The organism is Actinoplanes sp. NPDC051388, assembly GCF_055586225.1.
This window is the reverse complement of sequence record NZ_JBVJIP010000018.1, coordinates 65,668-87,368: the sequence shown is the minus strand read 5'-3', so window position 1 is coordinate 87,368 and position 21,701 is coordinate 65,668. Positions and strand designations below refer to the sequence as shown.

Annotated in this window: 24 protein-coding genes; 12 read left to right on the top strand and 12 right to left on the bottom strand. The window is 70.0% G+C overall.

Going from position 1 to position 21,701, the window contains the following annotated elements; translation table 11 throughout:
• The first annotated feature begins 47 nt into the window (after window positions 1-47).
• Window positions 48-884, top strand: coding sequence for an NAD(P)H-binding protein (locus ACZ6TI_RS36580; RefSeq protein WP_465349812.1), 837 nt, complete (start codon window positions 48-50; stop codon window positions 882-884).
• Window positions 881-1,342, top strand: a complete 462-nt coding sequence (locus ACZ6TI_RS36575) for an anthrone oxygenase family protein (RefSeq protein WP_465349811.1) — start codon at window positions 881-883, stop codon at window positions 1,340-1,342. Before ACZ6TI_RS36580 ends, ACZ6TI_RS36575 begins: the two co-directional genes overlap by 4 nt.
• Window positions 1,343-1,488: 146 nt before the next feature.
• Here ACZ6TI_RS36575 and ACZ6TI_RS36570 read toward each other — a convergent pair whose 3' ends face one another.
• Window positions 1,489-2,574 carry a helix-turn-helix domain-containing protein gene (locus ACZ6TI_RS36570; protein WP_465349810.1) on the bottom strand — a complete coding sequence of 362 codons (1,086 nt, stop codon included), beginning with the start codon at window positions 2,572-2,574 and terminating at the stop codon, window positions 1,489-1,491.
• A gap of 96 nt (window positions 2,575-2,670) precedes the next feature.
• Between ACZ6TI_RS36570 and ACZ6TI_RS36565 the strand changes: the two genes are divergently transcribed.
• Both ACZ6TI_RS36565 and ACZ6TI_RS36560 read left to right on the top strand, forming a co-directional pair.
• Window positions 2,671-3,885, top strand: a complete 1,215-nt coding sequence (locus tag ACZ6TI_RS36565) for a YncE family protein (protein ID WP_465349809.1) — start codon at window positions 2,671-2,673, stop codon at window positions 3,883-3,885.
• 63 nt (window positions 3,886-3,948) lie between these two features.
• Window positions 3,949-4,152, top strand: coding sequence for a hypothetical protein (locus tag ACZ6TI_RS36560; protein ID WP_465349808.1), 204 nt, complete (start codon window positions 3,949-3,951; stop codon window positions 4,150-4,152).
• Between the two features lie 266 nt (window positions 4,153-4,418).
• On the opposite strand, the gene ACZ6TI_RS36555 is transcribed toward ACZ6TI_RS36560, so the two are convergent.
• A complete protein-coding gene (locus ACZ6TI_RS36555; protein ID WP_465349807.1) occupies window positions 4,419-5,963 on the bottom strand; it encodes a hypothetical protein in 1,545 nt (514 codons plus the stop codon).
• A gap of 514 nt (window positions 5,964-6,477) precedes the next feature.
• Between ACZ6TI_RS36555 and ACZ6TI_RS36550 the strand changes: the two genes are divergently transcribed.
• Together ACZ6TI_RS36550 and ACZ6TI_RS36545 are read left to right on the top strand one after the other, a co-directional pair.
• Window positions 6,478-6,729, top strand: coding sequence for a hypothetical protein (locus ACZ6TI_RS36550; protein WP_465349806.1), 252 nt, complete (start codon window positions 6,478-6,480; stop codon window positions 6,727-6,729).
• 28 nt (window positions 6,730-6,757) lie between these two features.
• Window positions 6,758-7,174: an integrase core domain-containing protein gene (locus tag ACZ6TI_RS36545; RefSeq protein ID WP_465349805.1), complete on the top strand. Its 417-nt coding sequence runs from the start codon at window positions 6,758-6,760 to the stop codon at window positions 7,172-7,174.
• A gap of 429 nt (window positions 7,175-7,603) precedes the next feature.
• Here ACZ6TI_RS36545 and ACZ6TI_RS36540 read toward each other — a convergent pair whose 3' ends face one another.
• From ACZ6TI_RS36540 to ACZ6TI_RS36520, 5 genes are read right to left on the bottom strand one after another with little or no spacing between them, the layout of a single operon-like run.
• Window positions 7,604-8,158 (bottom strand): TetR/AcrR family transcriptional regulator, encoded by a 555-nt coding sequence (locus tag ACZ6TI_RS36540; RefSeq protein WP_465349927.1) that lies wholly within the window; start codon window positions 8,156-8,158, stop codon window positions 7,604-7,606.
• Window positions 8,159-8,175: 17 nt separating this feature from the next.
• Window positions 8,176-10,473, bottom strand: coding sequence for a xanthine dehydrogenase family protein molybdopterin-binding subunit (locus ACZ6TI_RS36535; RefSeq protein ID WP_465349804.1), 2,298 nt, complete (start codon window positions 10,471-10,473; stop codon window positions 8,176-8,178).
• Window positions 10,470-11,441, bottom strand: a complete 972-nt coding sequence (locus tag ACZ6TI_RS36530; protein ID WP_465349803.1) for an FAD binding domain-containing protein — start codon at window positions 11,439-11,441, stop codon at window positions 10,470-10,472. The genes ACZ6TI_RS36535 and ACZ6TI_RS36530 overlap by 4 nt, the downstream gene beginning before the upstream one ends.
• Window positions 11,438-11,965 carry a 2Fe-2S iron-sulfur cluster-binding protein gene (locus ACZ6TI_RS36525; protein WP_465349802.1) on the bottom strand — a complete coding sequence of 176 codons (528 nt, stop codon included), beginning with the start codon at window positions 11,963-11,965 and terminating at the stop codon, window positions 11,438-11,440. Before ACZ6TI_RS36525 ends, ACZ6TI_RS36530 begins: the two co-directional genes overlap by 4 nt.
• Window positions 11,966-12,523: a TetR-like C-terminal domain-containing protein gene (locus tag ACZ6TI_RS36520; RefSeq protein WP_465349801.1), complete on the bottom strand. Its 558-nt coding sequence runs from the start codon at window positions 12,521-12,523 to the stop codon at window positions 11,966-11,968.
• Window positions 12,524-13,100: 577 nt separating this feature from the next.
• Between ACZ6TI_RS36520 and ACZ6TI_RS36515 the strand changes: the two genes are divergently transcribed.
• Complete coding sequence (locus ACZ6TI_RS36515) at window positions 13,101-13,937, top strand: alpha/beta hydrolase (protein ID WP_465349800.1); 837 nt, start codon at window positions 13,101-13,103, stop codon at window positions 13,935-13,937.
• A 163-nt stretch (window positions 13,938-14,100) separates the two neighbouring features.
• Here the strand turns inward: ACZ6TI_RS36515 and ACZ6TI_RS36510 are convergent, their stop codons facing one another.
• Together ACZ6TI_RS36510 and ACZ6TI_RS36505 are read right to left on the bottom strand one after the other, a co-directional pair.
• On the bottom strand, window positions 14,101-14,619 hold the full coding sequence (locus tag ACZ6TI_RS36510) for a hypothetical protein (protein WP_465349799.1): 519 nt from the start codon (window positions 14,617-14,619) through the stop codon (window positions 14,101-14,103).
• A 61-nt stretch (window positions 14,620-14,680) separates the two neighbouring features.
• Entirely contained in the window at window positions 14,681-15,226 is a 546-nt protein-coding gene (locus ACZ6TI_RS36505; protein WP_465349798.1) for an IS110 family transposase, read from the bottom strand.
• A 291-nt stretch (window positions 15,227-15,517) separates the two neighbouring features.
• Between ACZ6TI_RS36505 and ACZ6TI_RS36500 the strand changes: the two genes are divergently transcribed.
• From ACZ6TI_RS36500 to ACZ6TI_RS36485, 4 genes are read left to right on the top strand one after another with little or no spacing between them, the layout of a single operon-like run.
• Window positions 15,518-15,841, top strand: a complete 324-nt coding sequence (locus ACZ6TI_RS36500) for an ArsR/SmtB family transcription factor (protein WP_465349797.1) — start codon at window positions 15,518-15,520, stop codon at window positions 15,839-15,841.
• On the top strand, window positions 15,838-16,092 hold the full coding sequence (locus tag ACZ6TI_RS36495; RefSeq protein WP_465349796.1) for an SRPBCC family protein: 255 nt from the start codon (window positions 15,838-15,840) through the stop codon (window positions 16,090-16,092). Before ACZ6TI_RS36500 ends, ACZ6TI_RS36495 begins: the two co-directional genes overlap by 4 nt.
• Window positions 16,092-16,403, top strand: coding sequence for a hypothetical protein (locus tag ACZ6TI_RS36490; protein WP_465349795.1), 312 nt, complete (start codon window positions 16,092-16,094; stop codon window positions 16,401-16,403). Before ACZ6TI_RS36495 ends, ACZ6TI_RS36490 begins: the two co-directional genes overlap by 1 nt.
• Window positions 16,403-16,987 carry a carboxymuconolactone decarboxylase family protein gene (locus ACZ6TI_RS36485; RefSeq protein WP_465349794.1) on the top strand — a complete coding sequence of 195 codons (585 nt, stop codon included), beginning with the start codon at window positions 16,403-16,405 and terminating at the stop codon, window positions 16,985-16,987. The genes ACZ6TI_RS36490 and ACZ6TI_RS36485 overlap by 1 nt, the downstream gene beginning before the upstream one ends.
• A 6-nt stretch (window positions 16,988-16,993) precedes the next feature.
• Here ACZ6TI_RS36485 and ACZ6TI_RS36480 read toward each other — a convergent pair whose 3' ends face one another.
• On the bottom strand, window positions 16,994-17,167 hold the full coding sequence (locus ACZ6TI_RS36480; RefSeq protein WP_465349793.1) for a hypothetical protein: 174 nt from the start codon (window positions 17,165-17,167) through the stop codon (window positions 16,994-16,996).
• On the opposite strand from ACZ6TI_RS36480, the gene ACZ6TI_RS36475 reads away from it, so the two are divergent.
• Entirely contained in the window at window positions 17,156-17,506 is a 351-nt protein-coding gene (locus ACZ6TI_RS36475) for a hypothetical protein (protein ID WP_465349792.1), read from the top strand. The genes ACZ6TI_RS36480 and ACZ6TI_RS36475 overlap by 12 nt on opposite strands.
• 192 nt (window positions 17,507-17,698) lie before the next feature.
• On the opposite strand, the gene ACZ6TI_RS36470 is transcribed toward ACZ6TI_RS36475, so the two are convergent.
• Entirely contained in the window at window positions 17,699-19,960 is a 2,262-nt protein-coding gene (locus ACZ6TI_RS36470; RefSeq protein ID WP_465349791.1) for a sensor histidine kinase, read from the bottom strand.
• Complete coding sequence (locus tag ACZ6TI_RS36465) at window positions 19,957-21,636, bottom strand: S8 family peptidase (protein ID WP_465349790.1); 1,680 nt, start codon at window positions 21,634-21,636, stop codon at window positions 19,957-19,959. The genes ACZ6TI_RS36470 and ACZ6TI_RS36465 overlap by 4 nt, the downstream gene beginning before the upstream one ends.
• Between the last annotated feature and the right edge of the window lie 65 nt (window positions 21,637-21,701).

The window sequence follows — 21,701 nt, the reverse complement described above, 5'->3', positions numbered from 1 at the left end:
CAGATAGTTTGAGTCTCATACGATACGACATGGAGAAGGGTTTAGTCATGATCCTGGTTACGGGCGCCACCGGCGTCGTCGGCAGGCACGCCGTCCGGCTACTGGTTGAGCAGGGGGCGAAGGTCGCCGCCGCCACCCGCGACCCGCACGCCGACCTCCCGGCGGACACACAGCTCGTCCACCCCAGCGAGGTTGCCACCCTCCAGGGCGTGGAGGCCATCCTGCTCAGCCCGCGCGCCGCCGGAGCCGCCGCTGTCGACCTGCTGGCCCACGCCCGCGAAACGGGCACGACGAGGGTGGTCGTGCTGTCGTCCCTGACCGTGCCGTACCCGGCCGGGCACGCGCGCTTCCGGCAGCAGTTCCAGGCGGTGGAGAACCTGGCCCAGGAGTCCGGCCTGGACTGGACGATCCTGCGCTGCGCCGACTTCGCCGCCAACACCCTCGCTTGGGCCGGGCAGATCCAGGCGACCGGGACCGTGCGAGGGGCATACCCGCAGGCCCGGACCTCGACCATCGACGAGCGCGACATCGCCGCGGTGGCGGCCCTCGCCCTGACCCAGCCGGACCACACCGGCCAGACGTATGTGCTCACCGGCGAGCAGTCGCTGAGCCAGCCGGAGAAGGTCGCCGCGCTCGGCGCCGCGCTCGACCAGACACTGTCGTTCGTCGAGGCCACACCGGACGAGATCCGTCGCGGCATGCTCGCCGCCGGCCTGCCCGACGAGGTACCCAACCGGCTGCTCGGCTCGCTGGCCGACTACGCCCGCGAAGCCGGACCCACCACCGACACCGTGCGGCGGCTGCTGGGACGCCCGGCGCGCACGTACGCCACCTGGGCGGAAGACCACAGCGCCGCCTTCACCCCGAAGCACACAGGATCATGACCAAGTACGCGCGTTTCGCCAGCCTCGTGTTCGCGGGTCTGTTCGCCGGGTTTCTCACCGGAGTCCTCGTCCTGGAGCTCTCGCTGCGAAGCTTCGACAGCACGGTCTACACCCAGGTCCGGTTGGTCGAACTCGACTCCCTCGACAAGCTCGCCGTGGCCACGCTCCTGCCGGCGTTGATCGCCACAGCGGTGCTGGTCTACCGGACCTTCCAGACGAACACCCGATGGTTGACCGTCGCCGCCCTGGCCCTCCTGGTCTTCATCTTCGGCCTCACACTCATCGTCAACCTGCCCATCAACTCCGACCAGCTCGGCTGGAACGCCCAGTCCCCGCCCTCCGACTGGGCCGACGTGCGGGATCGCTGGCAGATCGCCCACACCGTCCGCACGGTGGCCGCGGTCCTCGCCTTCGCGGTCCTCGCCCTCGCCGCGCCGATGCCCACCCGGAGCCGATAGAAACCCAACACGCCCAGCCCGCCCCGATGGCGAGCTGGGCGCGCCCGGTTGCGCTTCAGTGGCCCGACGCGGCCCGCCCGTCGCAGAACGCCTCGTCGACGAGCCTCCGCCTGCACGGATGAGGTTCCGGCATCCGCAATCTTAAACTAAGGTTTATTTCCGGAGAGCCAGCACCGCAGCGCCCACCAGAGCCGGACGGCCTCGCGCATCGTCATCAGCTCGGTCGGCTCGGCCTCCGGGCCGGCGATCTCGCGCAGCCGCCCCAGCCGGTAGCGAACCGTGTTGGGGTGCACGAAAAGCGCCGCCGCGGCCTGATCCAGCCGCCGCCCGTGGTCCAGATAGGACAGCGCGGTGGTAACCAGCTCCCGGTGGAAGTCGTCGTCCGGGCGCAGGGCGGCGGGCAGCGCGCCCGCGAGCAGGCCGGCCAGCATCGGCTGGCGGGCCAGTGCGACGTCGGCCGCCAGGTCCAGCAGGTCGAACACGCCGTTGCCGCCGGCCGTCGCGAGCGCGGCCACGCATGCCGGATAGCGCTCGGCGGCCTGGGCCAGGGTTCCGGCCGGTGCGACGACGACGAGACCGGCCACCGGGCCGGCGGGCGGACGCGGCGCCAGCCCGGCCAGATGGCCGTCGATCGCGGCCACCACGTCACAACCGAGCTCGCCCCGATCGCCCGGGGTCGCCACCACGCAGTGCAGCGGCTGGTCTGCGCGTACCCCCAGCTCCTCGGCCGTGGCCCCGTCACCGCGCAGCAGGCGGCGAAGAGCCCGCCCCCGATCATGGGCCAGCCGCCGCTCGGCGGCCTGATAGCCGTTGATCACACCGCGTTCCAGCGCCGCGGTGCTGCGGTCGAGCTCGGGCAGCACCCACAGCAGCGTGTCGTCCGGGATGCCGGCACCGCGGCCGCGCTGGATCGCGATCTCCAGAGCCCGGGTACGGCTGGCCTGCATCGCGCCGAGCAGCGCGGACAGCGGAATGCCCTGCGCCGCCCGGTCGGCGCCCAGCCGGGTGGCGGCGGCGAGGTCACGCTCGTCCGGGTCGGCGCCCCGGTGCAGCGCGGCCAGCCCAGCGGCGAGCAGCACGGCGACGTGCCGGCGCCCCTCCTTGACCGGGAGCCGGGCGACCACCGGTGACTCGGTGGACGCCGCGGCCAGCAGCTCGTCGAGCACCGCCTCGTCGGCCGCCATCTCGCGCAACACACCGACCACCAGGTCGGTCCGTTGTGTCCGCCCCACAGAAATCAGCCCTCTCGTTGAACGCGAGGAACTATCGCATTAATAGTTGAGGTGTTTCGATGTGTTACTGAAAAGTAACAACTTGGAGGCGCCGCAATGTCGAGACCCCTGGCGACCGTGGTCGCCGCCGCCTTGGTCGTCGCCGGTCTGTCCGGGCCCGCCGTCGCCGCTCCCCCGTTGCGGGAGGTGATGTTCGTGGGCAACAACTGGGAGGGCACCGTCGACGTCATCCAGTCGACCGGCGCGTACCAGAAGATCGGCCGGATCAACGTGGTGCCGGACCGCGCCCAGCGGCTGGCCGAGATCTTCCTGAACCCGATCCGGCTGGCCTTCTTCCTCGGCATCCGCAACGGCCCGGGCGAAGGCCACGACCAGCTCGTCGACGACATGTACACCACACCTGACGGCTCCGCGCTGGTCGCCTCGCGGCCGAGCTTCGCCGACGTCGTCTCGCTGGACCTGAACACCGGCGCGATCCGGTGGCGGTTCCCGGTCACCGGCTTCCGCGCCGACCACATGGCGGTGTCACCGGACGGCACGCGGGTCGCGGTGTCCGCCTCCACCTCGAACAAGGTGCACGTGCTGAACATCGTCACCGGGCAGCAGGTGGGCTCGTTCGCCACCAGCGACAAGCCGCACGAGAACATCTTCAGCCGCGACGGCCGGTTCCTCTGGAACATGTCGATCGGCGAGGTCAACACCGATCTCGACGATCCGATCTGGGATTGGACCAAGGGCGATCGGCACATCACGGTCGTGGACACCACGACCTTCCAGACGGTACGCACCATCGACTTGCGTTCCCGCCTCGACGCGTTCGGCCGCGACGACCTGTCCAACGCGGTGCGCCCGGCGGTCTTCTCCCCGGACGAGACGAAGCTCTACTTCCAGGTGTCGTTCTTCAACGGCGTGATCGAGTACGACGTGGCGACGGACGCGATCACCCGGGTGAAGACGCTGCCGAAGAACCCGGCCACCTCCGACGACCGGACCACCTTCGTCAACGACTCCCGGCACCACGGCCTCTCGATGAGCCCGGACGGCACCAAGCTCTGCGTGGCCGGCACGATGGACGACTACGCGACGGTGGTGAACCGGGCCACGCTCCAGGAGGGCGAACTGGTCACCGCGATCAAGCCGTACTGGGCCACGGTCAGCGGGGACGGTCGCGACTGCGTGATCTCCGAGGCCGGCGCCGACCGGGTGTCGGCGATCAGCTTCGCGACCGGTCAGCGGGTGGCCATGGTCGGCGTCGGTGACCACCCGCAGCGCGTACGCATCGGCCACATCCCGCCAGGCTGGGGAACCTAAGGGATCGCAGAGGAATAGCCCGTAGCTCGGCTGAGCGGCACGTCGGCCGCCACCGGTATGGTCGTGTCTTTCGGATACCTGGTCCTGCGTCAGGTGCTGCAGTTGATCGTGTTGGGCCTGCGGGGCGAGCGGGCGAAGGAGATCGAGATCCTCGTCCTTCGCCACCAGGTCGCGGTGCTGCGCCGTCAGGTCAAGCGCCTGGATCTGGAACCCTCCGATCGGGCGGTGCTCTCGGCCCTGGCCCGGCTCTTGTCCCGACCGCAGTAGGCAACGTTCATGGTCACCCCGGCCACGTTGCAGCGCTGGCACCGCACCGGGCCAGCCGCTGTCGCCCTCGCCTCTGCGCGGATCCGCCGTAGCCCGAACCGTAATTTCGGGCGGTACTGGCCGTGAGTGGCTGTGTTGTGGGGTGGGGCTCCCGGTACGAGGCTGTCTTGGAGTGACAAACCCCTATACCGAGACACCGCCACCTTCGTCTCGCGACACTCTTGAAGCCCGCCACGGTTCCTTAGCTACCCGGCATTGGTCCTAGCCTAGGCTGCCAGCGCCGCTCCGAACCGGACCGCGCCGCTCGGCACGCCGTCGACACCAGGAGCGATCACGGTGTCCGCGCCGCCGCCGCCGAACACCGTGTCCCAACCGATCAGGTGCACCACGCCGGTCGAGTAGGTCACGTCGTCGGGGGCTGCGACGAACAGCGCCTGGTAGCGCGCGGCGAGCGCAGCGCCGAACTGGTCACCGGCCTGCGCCGGGTCGCCCAGGTCGGACTGCGCCAAACCGACGTCTCCGTCGCCTGGCGCGGTGGTCCCGTCACCGAAGACCTGGATGAAACCCGCGTCGGCAACCGAGTCGATGTCCTCACCCGGTACGCCCACCACGACCGGCTCACCGAGGTCGTCCCGCCACGGGCCGCCGAGCGCGAGGGTCGTGCCGAACCGGTCGCCGGCCTCGGCCGCACCGGCCACCGATGTCGTTTCCTGGTTGACGCTCCACTGTTGCAGCAGCGGCAACTCGTCGTCGGTCGCGAACAGATGCACCGCCCCGGCGTCGGCCGCCGCGCCGATGTCCTCGGTGGGCACACCGACCGCCAACTTCACATGCGACGGTCCGTCATGCTCACAGAACGACGTCAGGGCGAGACTCGCGCCGAACTGGTCACCGGTTTCGGCGACGCCGTCCACCCCGGCCGTGTCCTGTGACAACGGAGTATCGGTGGCGAGCCCGCGAGCGATGTGCACCATGCCGGCATCCCGGACGCTGTCCAAGTCCTCGCCGGGCACGCCGACCACGATCGTGTAGCCCTGCGCGGTGCTGGCGTTGCAACCGAACCCGCCGGGACCCTGGAACACCTCGACGGCCGCGCCGAAACGGTCACCCGGCTCGGCCTGCCCGCTGATGCCGGGCGAATCCTGCGTGAGGTCGCGCGTCAGCGCCACGTCACCGGTGCTGACGTCGAACGCCACCAGACCCGCCGCCCCAGCGTCGGACACACTCCCGAGGTCCTCACCCGGCGCGCCGTACGCGATCGCCGGCGCCGGCGACCCCTCGCCGTCGAGGTTGGTGGTGTTGACCGCGATCGACGCGCCGAACCGGTCACCCGCCTCCGGCGCCCCTGGCACGCCGAACACGCCCTGCCGGAGAATGATGCCGCTCTTGCCGCCGCCCAGCCCCGCGGCGGAACCGAAGATCACCTGGACTACCCCGGCGTCGTCGGCGCTGCCGACCGACTCCGACGGCACAGCGACCACCAGGTCGGCGTACGCGTCGTCGTTGATCTGGGCGGCGCGCACGACGGCGCCGAACCGGTCGTCGGTCTCGGCGGTGTCGCCGACGCCGGTCATGCCCTGGGTGAGAAGCGGCCGGGCCGCGTTCTCACCGCCGTACACCACGTTGACCCGGCCGGCCCGAGCCTTGCCGTCGACGGTCGCGTCGGGATCCGCGACGATCAGATCGCCGCAACCGTCCCCATTGAAATCCGATCCCGGCACACATGCCTGTGCCCGGGCCAGTCCGCTCAGTGGCACCGCCGTGGCGACCAGTACGGTCGCGACGAGCGCCGTCCGTCCTACACCTCGCATGTCTATCCCCCGTTCAACAAATCAACATGTACGTGTCACACAAACACGTGCGCGATTTCACCGTGGGTTCAGACGCACTGTAACAACGGAAACAAGGGCCGCGATTCGTGAAGCCGTGGTACAAGATCCGTGAGTCAGGGGCGTCGGCTCGTGGACGGTCAGCTACCGCCGAGGTGGCGGTGCCACGGGCCGCCGGCGTGGGTTCGGCTGGCGCTGTGGCGAGCGGTCGGCAACTCGACAAACAAACCCTTGTACCGCTCGGCAACAGGGTTTCGAGGGTTGACCGCGGTTATGTGCGTTGCCGGTTGCTCGATGGACGGCAGGCTGTCCGGCATGGTCGTGTCGTTCGGGTACCTGGTTCTGCGTCAGGTGTTGCGGTAGATCGTATTGGGCATGCGCGGCGATGGGGCGAAGGAGGTCGAGATCTTGGTCCTTCGCCACCAGCTCGCGGTGCTGCGCCGCCAGGTCAAAACGGCTGGACCTGGAACCCTCCGATCGGGCGGTTCTCTCGGCGTTGTCCCGGCTGCTGCCCCGCCCGCGGTGGGCCACGTTCCTCGTCACCCCGGCCACCCTGCTGCGCTGGCACCGCAACCTGAACGCCCGGAACTGGACCTATCCCCGAGGCCGGCCGGGTCGCCCGCCAGTGCGTGCGGAGATCCGGGCGCTGGTGCTGCGCCTGGCGAAAGAGAACTCAAGCTGGGGTCATCGCAGGATCCAGGGCGAATTGGTCGGCCTGGGTTACCGGGTGGCGGCCAGCAGCGTGTAGTCCATCCTGACCAAGGCCGGGGTGGATCGTGCGCCGCGGCGCACCCGGTCCATCCTGGACCGAGTTTCTCGGTGCGCAGTACACCGACGTGTTCGACGAGGTGTTCACCAGTGAAGGCATCGAGGTCCTGCGCGGTCCACCGCAGGCGCCGCGGGCGAATGCGTATGCGGAACGGTGGGTACGCACAGTCCGCCGGGATGGTCTGGACCGGATGCTGATCTACACTTCGCGGCACCTGCTGGGCGTTCTGGCTGAGTTCGTCGTGCACTACAACGAACACCGGCCCCACCAGAGCCGTTACCAACTCTCACCCAACGCATCGGACACCGGGCCAGCCGTCGTCGACCTCGCCGTGGCGCGGGTCCGCCGCATAAAGATCCTCAATGGACTGATCAGCGCCCCCGTTTACCCCCCGAAGCCCCCGCCAACGGCTGATAATCAGTGACCAGCGCTGACAATCGTCAGGTCGCGTTTCCGCAGCTCAATGCAAGGTTCCGGCAATCAACGACAAGTCCGGGATCGTCGCGGTTGGTAACAAGGGGTCGCAGGTTCAAGTCCCGCCACTCCGCCGAGTTCAAGACAGCACCAGGTTCTCACGCAGCTTCACCATGTACTGGGGGTTCAAATCGCCCTCCGGACACAGTTTCGAAGCATCCGTGCGTAGAACGACGGACCCCTGGTCTGGCGTCCCTGACCACCCGGATCACGCACCCGTCCCATGGTCAGTACCGGTCAGCCGGTCGCGGCGGTGGGCGTCGTGAACCACCCTCCCCACAGCCCGGCGGTCGTCCCGCCGATGGTGCCGCCGCCCCACGCGGGCACCCACCGTCCCGAGCGATCGGTCAGGGCCGCACCTGTGTGCGTTCGGGTGGCTTCACTGCGACAGCGCCGGCAGCAGGATGTCGTCCACGAGGTGCTCGATGAACAGGTCGTCCACGGGCAGTCCGCACACGATGCGGTAGACGAGCAACGAGGAGGCGACCTCGCCGAGGATGCGTGGCTGCTCGGCGGTGCGCAGCTCGCCTCGCCTGCGCGCGCGTTCGAGAACTCGCCGGTCGAGCTGGGGCGTGCTGCGTCGGGAGCGTTCCTGCACGCAGGCGCGCAGCGTTGAGTCGTCCATCACCGCCTGGGACATTCCCACCATGAGCCGGCCCTCGAAGCCGTCGATGACCGCGGCGAGCGCTCTCGCGTACTCGATCAGATCGCCCCGCAGCGAACCGGTGTCCGGGATTTCGAGCGCCTGGGCCGCTGGACCGGATCCCATCGCGGCCATGACGAGGGCGCGCTTATCCGCCCACCGGCGGTAGACGGTCGATTTGGAGGCGTGGGCGCGGGCCACCACCGCGTCGATGGTGACGGCGGCGTATCCCATCTCGGCCACCATGGTCAGGACGACGTCGAGGATGGCCTCTCCTCGTCCGGGGACCATCGGCCGGCCTCGCGGGCTCATCGCGTGACACCCCCGTCGATGATCTTGTCGAGGGTGATCGGAAGGTCGCGCACCCGGACGCCGGTCGCGTTGTGGACCGCATTGGCGATTGCCGCCGCGACCCCGACGATGCCGATCTCTCCCACCCCGTGCACGCCCATCGGTGTCAACGGATCGGGGATGTCGAGGAAGCTGACATCGATGTCGCACACGTCGGCGTGGACCGGCACGTGATACTCCGCGGCAGACGCGGTCACCGTGCGCCCGGCCCGGTTGTCCACCAGGCCCTCCTCCATCAGCGCGCTGCCGATACCCATGATCACCGCCCCGCGGATCTGACTCGCCGCAGTCTTCGGATTGATGATGCGTCCCGCATCGATGCAGGCGACCCACCGCGAGACGCGGGTCTCACCGGTTGTGGCATCGACCCTGACCTCGCAGAAATGGGCCCCGTAGCCGTGCATCGAGTACTTCATGAACTCCAGCGGCAGCAACGGCGAGGACCCGACGGCGTCGACGTGCCCGGCCTCGCCCACCAGCGCCTCGAACGGAGAGCCCTGGGCCGGATCGCTCGTCCGGTAGAGCCCACCGTCACGGAAGACGACGTCGGCCGGTTTGAGTCCGTGCAGGGCACTATGCCGAGGCACCCGTGCGAGCAGTACCTTCTTGAGCTCCTCGGCCGCTTGGGCGACAGTGATCACCAGGCTGGCCGTCTGGGCCGAGCCCGCGGCGATCGGGCTGTCCGGCAGCGTCGAATCACCGAACTCGAAACTCACCCGGTCCAGCGGGAGCCCGAGTCGCTCGGCGGCGTGCTGCACCTGCACGGTCTCCGTACCCATGCCCATGTCGTTGGCCGCGGCCGTCACCACGGCGCGACCGTCCGCGGTGATCCGGATACGGGCTTTCCCGCCGGGCATCCGGATGTAGGGGTAGAACGCCGACGCTGTGCCCTGCCCGACCAGCCACCGGCCGTCACGTCGTGCCCCCGGCACGCGGTTCCGGTCCGGCCAGCCGAAGCGTTCGGCTCCCCGCCGGTACGCCTCCATCAGGTGACGCTTGGAGAACCGCGTCCCCTCCGTGGGATCGACGGCCGGCTCGTTGCGGCTGCGCAGCTCGATGGGGTCGATGCCGAGACGACCGGCCAGCTCGTCGATGGCCGATTCGAGCGCGAACGACCCGACCGAGTCGCCCGGGGCCCGCATGGATGCGTTGGGGACGACATCCAGCACGACCTTCTTCTGCCCGATCCGGTAGGTGTCCGAGGCGTATAGATGCCGGGCCGGCACCGAGACCTGCTCGGGACAGTTCTCGTGCACGATGCCCGTGACGCTGTCGTGGACCAGTGCCTGCAGGTGCCCGTCCGGAGCGGCCCCGAGGGCGACCCGCTGCCAGGTCGGCGCCCGGCCGCCGGTCGTCCGGAACACGTCCTGACGCCGCAGCACCAGCCGGACCGGGCGTCCCGTCACCCGGGCCGCGGCCACGCACAGCAGCTGATGGTCCCACACCGTTTTGTTGCCGAAGCCGCCCCCGACCGCCCGGCAGGTCACCGTGACGTTCTTCTCCGGCACTCCGACCGCGTGCGCGATGCTGTGCCGCGTACGGCCCAGCGCCTGCGTCGAGTCCCACACGTGCAGCCTGTCCCCGGGACTCCACTGCGCCATGGTCGCGTGCAGTTCGATCGCCATGTGGTGGTGCGGTGGCGTCGAGTAGACCTCGTCCACCACGAGAGCGGCTTGGGACAACGCGTTTTCGACGTCGCCGCGGGACACCTCGGACGGCTCTCCGAGCACATCGGCCGGGAAGACCGCCTCGGACAGCAGCCCACGGAACGACGTTCGGGCCGGAGCCGCGTCGTACACGACGTCGACCAGGCGCGCGGCTGAGTCGGCACACTCCTGCGACTCGGCCACCACGACGGCGACCGCCTGACCGTTCCAGCGGACGACGTCGTCCTGCAGCGGAGCGACGTCGGTGAACGCGCAACCCTTGGCAGTGAGCGTCATGAGCACCGGTGTGTCCATGGCCGGCGCGTTGTGGTGCGTGATGACGTCGATGACGCCAGGTGCGTTAGCGGCCCGGGTCACGTCGATGTGCCGGATGCGGCCACGGGCGACCCGGCTGGGCACCAAGCTCGCGTACGCCAACCCGGGCCGGTCGATGTCCGCGGTGAAAATCGCGCCGCCGGTCACCTTGCTCGGACCGTCGATCCGCGACACGGCCCGGCCGACGACGCGGCGCGCCGTGGTCAGAGGATCGACCGCACGGTCGGGCAGCGTCCGGTTGAGCGCTTCGGTGGCTCGCTGCACCATGCTCATCTGATCAGGCCCTCCAGGACGTCGGCGACCACCCGGGGCGCCAGGTTCACCTTGAACGCGTTGTCCCGGGACGGGCGAGCAACGCGGAACTCGGCTTCGGCTGCGCGCCGGAAACTCCCCGCGGTGGCCGGCGCACCCAGCAGCTCCCGTTCGGCCACGTGGGCGCGCCACGGGCGGGACGCGACACCGCCGAGCGCGATCCGCACCTCCGCCACGGTGCCGTCCTCGACGCGGAGCGCGGCGGCGACGGACACCAGAGCGAAGGCATAGCTCGCGCGGTCGCGGACCTTGCGGTACGTCGAGTTGGCCGCGACCGTGGCCCGGGGCAGCCGGACAGCCGTGATGAGTTCCGCCGACGCGAGCACCGTCTCGAGGTGCGGGGTGTCGCCGGGCTCGCGGTGCAGCTTCTCGAGCGGCACGGACCGCGTCCCGGCGGGACCGAGGATGTCGACCTGCGCGTCGAGCGCGACCAACGCGACGCACATGTCGGACGGATGCGTCGCGATGCACTGCTCGCTCACACCGAGCACGGCGTGCGTCCGGTGGAAGCCCTCGCGGGCATCGCAGCCGGAACCCGGCGACCGCTTGTTGCAGCGGGCGGCCTCGTCGTAGAAGTACGCGCACCGTGTGCGCTGCAGCAGGTTCCCGCCCACCGTGGCCATATTGCGAAGTTGCCCCGAGGCGCCGCTGACGATGGCGCGGGCCAGCATCGGGTAGTCGTGGCGGACGCGGGGATGCGCGGCAACGGTGGTGTTCCTCGTGGCCGCACCGATCTCGATCCCCGCACCGGGCGTCTCGGTGATCCCCTGCGCCAGTCCGGACACGTCGATCAGGGCGTCCGGCGTCTCGATCCCCTCACGCATGAGGTCGACCAGGTTGGTCCCGCCGCCCAGGTATCGCGCACCCGTCCCGGCCAGGCGCACCGCCTCCTCGGCGTCGGCGGCCCTGGCATAGCTGAATTCCCTCATGAGCCGTAGACCTCCGAGATGGCGGCGATGATGCCGTTGTGGGCGCCGCACCGGCACAGATTGCCGCTCATCCGCTCACGGATCTCCGCGACCGACAGGTCGACCTCGTCAGCGAGCAGGTCGTCGGTCACCACGCTGGGCACACCCGCGGCGGCCTCCCGCGCCAGCGTCACCCCGGAGCAGATCTGACCGGCCGTGCAGTAGCCGCACTGGAACCCGTCGTGGTCGATGAAGGCGGACTGCAGCCGGTGCAGCTGCGCCGCGTCGCCGATGCCCTCGATGGTGGTGACCTCACGACCGTCGGCCTGCACTGCCAGGGTGAGACAGGACAGGACACGCTGATCATCGATCAGTACGGTGCAGGCGCCGCAGGCGCCCTGGTCGCAGCCTCGTTTCGTGCCGGTGAGCCCGAGGTGCTGACGGACGAGGTCGAGCAGCGAGGTCCGGGTGTCGATGGCGGCCGACTGGCTGCGCCCGTTGACTCGCACCGTGACCTCGGCCGTACTGATGCCGTCATGCTCCATCTAGCGGGCTCCATATCGAAACGTCGGGAGGACCACCGAGTCGACCAGTTCCTCGATGAAGGCCGCGTCCACGTCCTGGTGTGAGACGCGACGGGCCACGATGACCTGCGGGATGATGTCCTCGTAGCCCCTGGTCATCGCGTCCGGCGCGATCTCCCGCCGGGCGCGGGCACGATCGAGCGATGCGCTCGGCAGCGTCAGCCCGTGATGGCCGCCGTAGATGGCCAGCCGTTCACACACCACCGGATCGGTGCGTTGCACCTCGATCAGGGCACCCAGTAGCTGTGGTGAGTGACCGGCGATCGACCGGGTGAACGTGGTCGCCTGCTGGATCAGGTCTGTCTTGAGGGCGCCGGTGTCCAGGTCGGCCGGGCCAGCCTTCAAGAGCGCGCCGACCGATTCGACGACGACGGCCTGCCGATCACCCCACCGCTCGATCAGGACCGACAGCGGCGTCCGGGAACGTTCGGCCAGCGCATCCAAGGTCAAGGTGGCGTAACCCTGCTCGCTGAGGTGGTCGATGCACGCCTCATGCACGCGGTGCGGCATGGATCTCATCGTTCTATGATACGAAGCCGTACCGTATTAGCAAGATCTCCACCGACTTCCGCCGGCCACGATCAAGGGCGCGAGCGCCAATTCACCTCCGCGTACTCCGGCAGAGGAACGGTCCCGGTCGGCTCGGTGGTACTCGTGCTGTAACCGCCCGGCCAGAGCACGCGGAGATCCTCGACCTGGGCCGGCAGACCACCATCGTGTGAGTGTGTCTCGTCTTCGGGCTGGGCCTGGTCGGCGCCGCCGTCGCCAATTACTTCTTCCTCCATTGCATCGCGACCGTCACGGGAACCGTCGACCCCAGCCAGAGGAAGCCGTTCTCTTGTCGTAGCCTGTCGGCTATTTTGGTAGTTCAGCAACCGTCATGATCGAGTGCACTCAATTCGGCATTTCCGGGCGTCGGGCTGCGGAGGAAGAGCTACCGAGTGTGTCGACTCGGCGTCGGCTCGCCCGACGGGACCCGTCTGTCCACCGGTCGGGTGGACGGCCCGCGCGCGGTGGTCTGGATGGTGGAGGTCGGCAGCGATCCCACCGGGGAACGCCGGGCACGCGAGAGCCGGGACGGTCTGATAATGGGACGATGCTCAGGGTGTCGGCTCTCGTGCGCGTCGCGCTCGCCGTACTCGTGCTGTGGGTGCTGGTCGCTGCGGCGGCCGGGCTGCTGCAGCGGCGGCTCATCTACTTTCCGGACCGGTCGTCGCCGCCGGCAGCGGCTCGGGTGATTCCCGGGGCGCGCGATGTCACCCTGCGTACCACCGACGGGTTATGCCTGACCGCCTGGCTGGTCGAGCCGCCGCCGCGGACGCCCGGCGAGCGCTTGGCGGTGCTGCTCGCGCCGGGCAACGCGGGCAACAAGCTGGCCCGGGCCCCACTCGCCGCCGCCCTGGCCGGCCGGGGCCTGACCGTGCTGCTGGTCGACTACCGCGGCTACGGCGGCAACCCGGGCAGCCCGAGCGAGGACGGACTCGCCCGCGACATCGAGGCGGCACGGACGTTCCTCATCGAACAGGCCGGCATACCGGCCGAACGGCTGCTGTACTACGGCGAGAGCCTCGGCGCGGCGGTGGTGACCGCGCTGGCGGCGAAACACCCGCCCGCCGGCCTGATCCTGCGGTCGCCGTTCACCGATCTGCCCGCAGCAGGCCGCCAGCATTATCCGTTCCTGCCGGTGCGCCTGCTGGCACGCGATCGCTTCCCAGTGGCCGAGGTGATCGCTCGGGTCACGGTACCCACGCTCATCGTGTACGGCACGGCCGACTCGATCGTGGCGCCACAGCAGAGTCTGGCCGTTGCCGGCAAGGCCGCAGGACCCGTGCGGGTCATAGCGGTCCAAGGCGCCGACCACAACGACGCGTCCCTGCTCAACGGCACCCAGCTCATCGACGCGATCGCAGAGCAGGCCGACAGCGTCATCTGATCCCCGGGCATGCTGATGCTGTCAGAAGTCGACCGCGATCAGCACCCCCGGCACGCGGCGCTCCCCAATCTGTCCGGATGCTCTGGTGCCTGGACAATGGCGATGCCCATGGCCTCGAAGACACTGAGCCTGGACCGTCTCTCGGCGGCGCTGTGGGCCGGCGTCACCCGGGTGACAGCTTAAGCGCGAGGATGTCGACGGTCGCCGTCGCGCCGGACCGGATCGAGCCGATGCGCCGCCAACCCAGCATCTCGTAGCCGGCGCGGGTCGCGTCCCCCGTCAGCAGGTGGAGGGTGGCGTGGCGTTCCGCGCGGTCGGCAAGCAGTTCCATCAGCAGGCGGCGCCGGACATCCTGCGGCTCGTTCGCCGTGCCCGGCGCGACCGCGCACGTGACCACGTGGAAGTTGTCCGCCCTGCGCAGCACCTTGCGCACCGACGCCGTCCGACGCCACCGATCGTCCGCGGTCACCGTGTGGCCGTAGGCGAACCCGACGGGCCGGTGGCGGTCCTCGGCGACCACCATGCCGAACCCCGGCAGGGCCGCATCGAGCTCGACCGACGCCTCGAACGCGTCGATCATTTCGGGATCCTCCTCGCCGAAGGCATCCCGGTACACCGGGCACAGTCGCTGCGCGACCTCGGGACCGACCTCGTCGGGGTCGAGCCGATGATAGTCAGGCATCGCGAAGATGCCAGACCGCTCATTCCACGCCCGAGGCGCTGGTCGCAGCCTGATGTCTGAGTCAAGAGGCGAGAGCGACGTTTGTTCGGTAGGGCTGCCGGGTGCGCAGGACGGCGTGCAGGACGTTAATTCGTCGGCGGGCCAGCAGCGCGGCGTCGGCCTTGTTGGTCGGGTCCACCACACGTTCGAGGCCGGGGTGGATGGACGCGAGCAGGTCACGCAGCCGGCCGATGCGGCGGGTCTGATCGATCACCAGTTCGCGGCGGCGTCCGGCGAGCAGCCGCAGCTCGGCGTCGGCGTCGGTATCGGCGGTGACCGGGCGCAGTTCCCCGGCACGCAACCGGATCTGGTCGGCGATCACTCTCGCGTCTCGCGGGTCGGATTTGTGTTCCCCGCCGCGGCTCGCGCGGCGGGCCCGGTTGACCGCCAGCCCGGGCAGGCTGACGCGGTCGCCGGCGATGCGGCGGACCAGTCGCGGGGCGAGGAATCGGGTGCCCGGGCTGCCGTTGTGGAAGTTCGCCGGCGGGCCGTCGTCGGGCCCGCAGCGGCAGTACCGGATGACGTAACCGTCCCGGGTGCTCAGTTCGCGGCTACTGGTTGCGGTCATCGGACAAGTGTGGCCCCGCCACGCTCGGCCGGGCTCATCGGCCTTCGTTGCTGTGAGCATGTCGGGAGCGAAGCTTCGTACAACCATCGTGGTGGTTCGAGAGACGAAGATGGCGCCCATGTCGGCCGAGGAGCGGCAGCAGGCGGTCGCTGCCTTGACGGTCATGATTCACCAGTCGTGGTTCGGCGATCGGGGGCGCGGCGTCGCGCTCGCGCTGACACGGTTCCTCACCGATCTGGCGTCCGGCCCTGACTCTTGCGTTCGGCCTCGGTAAGTCGTAGCTTTCCGTTCGTGTCAACTTACCAAGCATCGGAGGGCTGGGAGGCGCTGGGCGATCCGAGCCGGCTGGCCATCGTGCAGTGCTTGGCGGAACGGCCACGTGCGGTGGGTGAGCTGGCCGGCGAGTTGCCGATCAGTCGGCCGGCGGTGTCGCAGCACCTGAAGGTGCTCAAGGGTGCCGGGCTGGTGACCGACCAGGCAGTGGGTACGAGGCGGGTGTACCGGCTGAATCCCGCCGGGTTGGTCGCGTTGCGTGATCAGCTGGAGACGTTCTGGACCCGCGCGTTGGACGGTTACCGGGATGTGGCGGAACAGCGGCAAGAGGAGATTTCATGACCCAAGCAGTAACGGTTGTGCGCCGTCAGATCATCGTCCGGGCGCCGATCGAGCGGGCGTTTGCGGTGTTCACCGATCGGTTCGGCGACTTCAAGCCGCGCGAGCACAACATGCTCGGGGTACCGATCACCGAGACCGTGTTCGAGCCGAAGGTTGGCGGGCACATTTACGACCGCGGGACCGACGGCAAAGACGAGGGCTGGCCGCTCTATCTCGACCGGTACGCCGCGCTGTTCGGCGAGGACCACTGATGGGCGCGGACGGCAGGCGGGCCGCGCACCAAGCTCTGGTGAACCGTGTCGTGCGCGGCCCGGGCACGACGACGGCGCAGCAGCGGGAGGCAGCTTTCGCGAACGCCGATGTGGACCCGGGCCTGCAGCCGCTGATCGGCAAGGTTGCCATCACCCCCACCTGGATCACCGACGCCGACTTCGATCAGGCCCGCGCTGCCGGCATCACCGAGGACCAGCTGTTCGAGGTCGTGATCGCCGCTGCCGTCGGTCAATCGAGCCGGATGTACACGTCGGCGCTGGCCGCCTTGGACGAGGCGGCGGCCGGCTGATGCGCCCCGACGTCCTCAACAGTGGCTACAAGCCCGGGACCAAGCTGCTGTTCGCGACCATCCGGCTGTTCTCCGGCCGCCCGCTGCCCGACGCCGCGAAGCTGGTCTTCTACCGCCCCGACTTCTACGGCAAGCCGGCCGGGCACTTCACTCAGCTCGCGATGCGCGGCCCTTCGGCGTGGTCGGTCGGTGACCGGGAACTCATGGCGGCCGTGGTGTCCCGGGCCAACGAGTGCGCCTTCTGCGTCGGTGCGCACACCGCGACCGCCGCGAAGGCGTACGCCGACCCGGACCGCGTCCAGGCAGCGCTGGCCGACCTGGACACCGCGCCGATCGAGGAGGGCCTGCGCGCGACCCTGCGCATGCTCGACAAGCTGGCCCGCGACGGCACCGTCGACGCCGGCGACATGCGGACCGTACTGGCCACCGGCGTCACCCGGCAGCAGGTCGAGGACGCCCTCGCCGTGGCCACCGCGTTCAGCATCACCAACCGCCTCGCCGACGCGTTCGACTTCGAACTCCTCGACGAGAGCGGGTACGCCGCGGGCGCGTCGTTCCTGCTCAAGCGCGGCTACGGGAAGTAACGCCGCTCAGCCCTGCGGATCCAGGGCGGAGACGCGGTCGCCGACGGTGCCGAGCATGGTGAGAAACTGCTGAACATGCTCGGCCGGCAGCCCAGCGAACAGGCCGGCCGCCGCGCCCTCGTAATCGGCGGTAAGGCGGTCGGTCACCGCCAGGCCGTCGTCCGTCAGATGGACCAGCACCGCCCGCCGATCGTCCGGATGCGGGTCGCGGCGCACGACCAGGCGGCCGCGCTGGCCGAGCTGCGCCGGGTGCTGCGGCCCGGTGGTGAGCTGCGTTTCTTCGAGCATGTCGCGGACGAGCGTCCTGGCGGGATGCGGCGAGTGCAGCGGGTGGCCGACGCGACGTTGTGGCCGCTGCTGTTCGCCGGCTGCCGTACCGGCCGCGACACCGCCACGGCGATCACCGCGTCCGGATTCTCGATCACCGACCTGCACCGGTTCCGGTTCCCCGCAACCGGCCCTAGCAGCCCGGCCGCCCCGCACCTGAGCGGCCGCGCCACCAGCCCGGGCACGCCTTGAATCCGGATCGGCCGGACGTCACGGTCTGCTCCCGGCCCGCTGCCCGTACTGCGTCCTGCTGCGTCACGGTCTGCGCCGGGCGGGCCCGCGACAGCGGCAAAACGTTGTCTGCGAGACCGGTCATCTGCGCCTTGAGCTGCTCGTTTCAGCGCGCAGCCAGCGCGCGATCATGCAGTCGATCTTGGCGAATTGTCAGTCCGGCCGGCGCTCTCCGTATGTGAGAGACAGGGTGAAGACCGATCCGGTGTTCAGGGTCGAGATGACACTGATGTGACCGCCCATCGCGCGGGCCAGCCGGCGCGCTATGAACAGTCCCAGGCCGGTGCCGCTGGTGCTCATCGTCAAGGGGTCCTCCACCCGGTGGAACTTGTCGAAGATCTTCTCGAGCTGGTCTGCGGGAATGCCCCGGCCGGCGTCTCGGACGTCGACGTGCACGTGGGTCTCATCGAGCCGCACACTGACCTCCACCTCAGCCTCGTCCGGGGAGTACTTGAGACCGTTGCCGATCAGGTTGGCGAGCACCTGCAGCGTGCGGCCGTCGTCGCAGTAGGCGAAGACGGGCGCCGGTGGCAGGTCTAGCCGGACGCGAGCCGAACCGAGGTCCCGGGCGGCTTGAGTGACCAGCGCGCAGAGGTCGTGGGCCGCCGAGGACACGTGCAGGGAGACGTCGTCGGGGTTGTCGCCGAACCGCGAGGCGAGCAGCAGATCCTCCACGAGCCTGGAGAGGTGGCCGGCGCGGTCCCCGATGAGGTTCAACGCATCCAGTCGCTTCTGGGGAGTCATCCGCTCGCCGCGGCTGCGTAGCAGATCGACGTAGCCAATGATCGGCGTCAACGGGGTCCGCAGTTCGTGCGACACCATGGCGATGAAGTCGGACTTGAGCCGCTCGGTGCGGTACTCGCGGGTGAGGTCGCTGATCACGACCACGTCGCGGACGAGAGCACCGAGGGTGAAGACTGCCGAGTGGGCGAGTCGCAGACGGCGCTGCTCCCCGTCATGGCGGCGGGCGGTGAGCTCGGCGACCGCCCTCGGCTGCTCCAACGACACCGGCATGATCAGCAGGCGTTCCTCCTCGACGGGCACGTCGAGCACATCGGTGACCGCCCGGCCGACGGCGGCGGCAGCGTCGATGCCGGTGATCTCGGCCAGCGCCCGGCTCCACATCTCGACCAGTCCTTCGCCGTCGATCACCATGATGCCCTCGGCGGATTGCTCGACGACGGCCTGCAGCTTGCTGGTCTCGTCCACGAGCCGGTCCAGATGCTCGGCGCCGCGCATTGCCACGGCGAGAGCGCTGGCCAGCGAGGCCAGCAAAGTGATGTCGCCGGTCGTCATCCATCCGCGGTCGCGGCCACGGGTGGCGAACGCCGCCGTGCCGAACCGGCGGCCGCCGCTCTGCACCGGGACCACCACCATCCTGCGCAGGCTTGCCGGCAGGTCCTCGGACAGCTGCAGGGGACCGGCGGTTCGGCGCAGACCGGCGAGGTGCCGCGGAATCGGCTCGTGCCGCAGCGAACCCGGTTCGGCGGCGTCCACCGAGATTGCCACGTCGTCGTTTTCCAGCATCATGACGGCCAGGTCGGCGCCGAAGGCCTCCCGGACAAGGACGAGGAACTGGCGCACCACGTCCTCGCGCTCGGCCAGCGCGTGCGACAGCTGAAGGAGCCAGCCGGACCGGGCCCGCTCATCGGCCTCTCGCGCCGCCGCACGGTAGGCGTAGGTGACGGCGAGGGCAGGCATCGCCATGAACGGCAGCAGCAGCGGAGCGTGCAGCGCGATTTCCGCGGTGGTCAACCCGGTCGCCACCGTACCGATGGCCATGTATCCGGACAGCCGGGCTTCCGAGCGTACGATCCGCCACGGCGACAGTCCGTTGATGACGCCTAGGACCTGGGCCAGGCAGCACAGGTTCACCATCGTGAAGGCGATCGTCGCGCCCACCACGCCGACCAGCACGTCCACCGTCATCACGCCGGGCGTGCCGCCCACCAGGTGCACGATGATGATCAGTACGGACGTGGCAGCCGTGTAGGTGCCGACGTTGAAGAGCGCCTTCACGACGGGTCGCCGCTGCAGTCCGCTGGCGAACACGAGCCCCGCGGCGGCGGCGATCAGGGCATCCCGGGGCGACAGGAGCAGGACGTCGATGATCAGCGCGACCTCGTAGAGGCTGAGCTCCTCGACGGCCTCCCCGTGCCGTAGCCGCACCACGGTCATCTCGGCGAGGCAGGTCAGGATCGTCAGACCGGGGAGCAGCCACGCCGTCGGCACACCGAGTCCGCGCAACACGCTGCCGCGCTCCGGAAATCCCAGGATCACCACGACGGCCAGCCCGGCGCCCAGCAGGACGACCGCCGCCACCCGGCGCAGGATCGGATCGCCCAGCTGTGAACGCACGGCGCCGGCCGCCCGGGACAGACCCGGGCGGCCGGCGGGTGACGGAACCGTGCTCACGACAGGGGCATCCACGCCCAGGCGCGGGCGCTCCATCGGTCGGCCGCCCACGCCCGCGCCGCCCAGTCGTCGGCCGCCCACGCTCGGGCGGTCCAATCTGAGCCGGCCCAGGCGCGTGCCGCCCAGTCGTCCGACGCCCACGCCCGAGCCGCCCACGCCCGAGCCGCCCACGCCCGAGCCGCCCACGCCCGAGCCGCCCACGCCCGGGCCGCCCACTCACTGTCGGCGCCTGCCCAAGCGCGTGCCGCCCAGGCCCGTGCTGCCCAGGCCCGTGCGGCCGGGTCCAGTTGCGCCCAGGCCCGGGCGGCCCAGTCACGAGAACCCGGGGTCAACTTCATCCACGCCCGCTCGGCACCGTCCTCGTCGCCGTCCACGACGGCCTTCGAGAACGCCGCCCAGCGGCTAGCGTCCCGCCCGACCGTGGCGGTGTCGGCGTCGTACTGCTTCTGCGCTTTGCTGACACGCCAGTCGGACGCGGACTTGAGCACCCGGGCCGCGTCCAGGCCACCCGCGCCGCCGCCGGCCGCCCGGCTCAGTCCGGCACTCGCGTACGTCGTGGTGGTGAGGAGGTCCTTCACCGCGTGCGGCCGCAGCCGGGGCTGCACGGCCAAGACACCCGCGACGACGCCGGAGGTCACCGCGGCGGCCATCGACGTCCCGGAACCGCGGAAATAGCCGTCGCCGACCCGTGCCTGCGGGTTGATCGTGTCGACCACGCTGCCCGGCGAGCGCAGGCTCACCACGTGACCGCCGGCCGCGACGAGGTCGGGCTTGGCGTCACCCTGCCAGGTGGGTCCACGCCCCGACCAGGTACCGACGACGTCGTCGCCCCGGCCGGCCGTACTCCCGGTGTCCAGGCCGCCTGTGGTCAGCAGCAGCGGGTCGTTCCCCGGTGAGGTCACGGAGCCGGTGCCCGGGCCGTCGTTGCCGGACGGCACGACCACCATGACGCCCTGGTGCCACAACGATTCGAGAGCCTGTGTCAACGGGTCGATCTGGTACGGCAGCGGACTGTTCGACGACAGCGACAGGTTGACGACCTGCACGTCCTTGCGATGGTCGCTGATCCACTGCAGGCCGCGGAGCACCGTGACGAGGTCGGTGCGCCCGTCGGCGTCGGCGACCTTGACGTCGATCAGCTTCGCGCCGGGCGCGACTCCGAGGTACGCGCCGCCCGAGGCCGCACCCGAGGCGGCGATCAGGCCGGCCATGAACGTTCCGTGGCCGTAGCCGTCACCAGCGCCGGTACCGGTCAGGTCAACCCGCTCCGCCACCTGCCCGGCAAGGTCGGGCACGTCGGCGATACCGGTGTCGACCACCGCCACCGTCACCCCGCGCCCTTCCTTGCCGTCCGGGGGCAGGCCGAGCATCTGGCGTACGGTTGCCGCGCTGTCCGTACCGGCCGGTGTCGCCGCTTCGGCCACCGTGATCTCCCGCGCGGGGGCGACCAGCCAGGCCGGGTCGAGAGTGCTGCCCTGCGCCAGTTGCGCCGCGACGCCGCGGACGACCGGCAACTCGGCCACCACCCGGCCACCGGCCGCCTGGACCGCGCGTGCTGCCCCCCCGACGTCCGAGCCGGTGACCACCACATCGCGCCACGCCCCGGCGGCCGGATGCGCGCCGGCAGCCACCGGAAGGCCGGTGACCGCTAGTGCGGCGACGACAACCGTCGCCATGCGCCGGCGGTATCCGGCGGTCGTCGTTAGGCAGCTCAGTATCATGCTGCAATCTCCCAGTCACC

Excerpts from the sequence above, each read along its gene's own strand:
- ACZ6TI_RS36575 (WP_465349811.1), top strand. The coding sequence starts at position 881 with ATGACCAAGTACGCGCGTTTCGCCAGCCTCGTGTTCGCGGGTCTGTTC.
- ACZ6TI_RS36555 (WP_465349807.1), bottom strand. The coding sequence starts at position 5,963 with ATGCGAGGTGTAGGACGGACGGCGCTCGTCGCGACCGTACTGGTCGCC.
- ACZ6TI_RS36520 (WP_465349801.1), bottom strand. The coding sequence starts at position 12,523 with ATGAGATCCATGCCGCACCGCGTGCATGAGGCGTGCATCGACCACCTC.
- ACZ6TI_RS36505 (WP_465349798.1), bottom strand. The coding sequence starts at position 15,226 with ATGACCGCAACCAGTAGCCGCGAACTGAGCACCCGGGACGGTTACGTC.
- ACZ6TI_RS36535 (WP_465349804.1), bottom strand. The coding sequence starts at position 10,473 with ATGAGCATGGTGCAGCGAGCCACCGAAGCGCTCAACCGGACGCTGCCC.
- ACZ6TI_RS36490 (WP_465349795.1), top strand. The coding sequence starts at position 16,092 with ATGGGCGCGGACGGCAGGCGGGCCGCGCACCAAGCTCTGGTGAACCGT.
- ACZ6TI_RS36525 (WP_465349802.1), bottom strand. The coding sequence starts at position 11,965 with ATGGAGCATGACGGCATCAGTACGGCCGAGGTCACGGTGCGAGTCAAC.
- ACZ6TI_RS36580 (WP_465349812.1), top strand. The coding sequence starts at position 48 with ATGATCCTGGTTACGGGCGCCACCGGCGTCGTCGGCAGGCACGCCGTC.
- ACZ6TI_RS36495 (WP_465349796.1), top strand. The coding sequence starts at position 15,838 with ATGACCCAAGCAGTAACGGTTGTGCGCCGTCAGATCATCGTCCGGGCG.
- ACZ6TI_RS36465 (WP_465349790.1), bottom strand. The coding sequence starts at position 21,636 with ATGGCGACGGTTGTCGTCGCCGCACTAGCGGTCACCGGCCTTCCGGTG.
- ACZ6TI_RS36510 (WP_465349799.1), bottom strand. The coding sequence starts at position 14,619 with ATGCCTGACTATCATCGGCTCGACCCCGACGAGGTCGGTCCCGAGGTC.
- ACZ6TI_RS36475 (WP_465349792.1), top strand. The coding sequence starts at position 17,156 with ATGGACCAGCACCGCCCGCCGATCGTCCGGATGCGGGTCGCGGCGCAC.
- ACZ6TI_RS36530 (WP_465349803.1), bottom strand. The coding sequence starts at position 11,441 with ATGAGGGAATTCAGCTATGCCAGGGCCGCCGACGCCGAGGAGGCGGTG.
- ACZ6TI_RS36565 (WP_465349809.1), top strand. The coding sequence starts at position 2,671 with ATGTCGAGACCCCTGGCGACCGTGGTCGCCGCCGCCTTGGTCGTCGCC.
- ACZ6TI_RS36485 (WP_465349794.1), top strand. The coding sequence starts at position 16,403 with ATGCGCCCCGACGTCCTCAACAGTGGCTACAAGCCCGGGACCAAGCTG.
- ACZ6TI_RS36515 (WP_465349800.1), top strand. The coding sequence starts at position 13,101 with ATGCTCAGGGTGTCGGCTCTCGTGCGCGTCGCGCTCGCCGTACTCGTG.
- ACZ6TI_RS36540 (WP_465349927.1), bottom strand. The coding sequence starts at position 8,158 with ATGGTCCCCGGACGAGGAGAGGCCATCCTCGACGTCGTCCTGACCATG.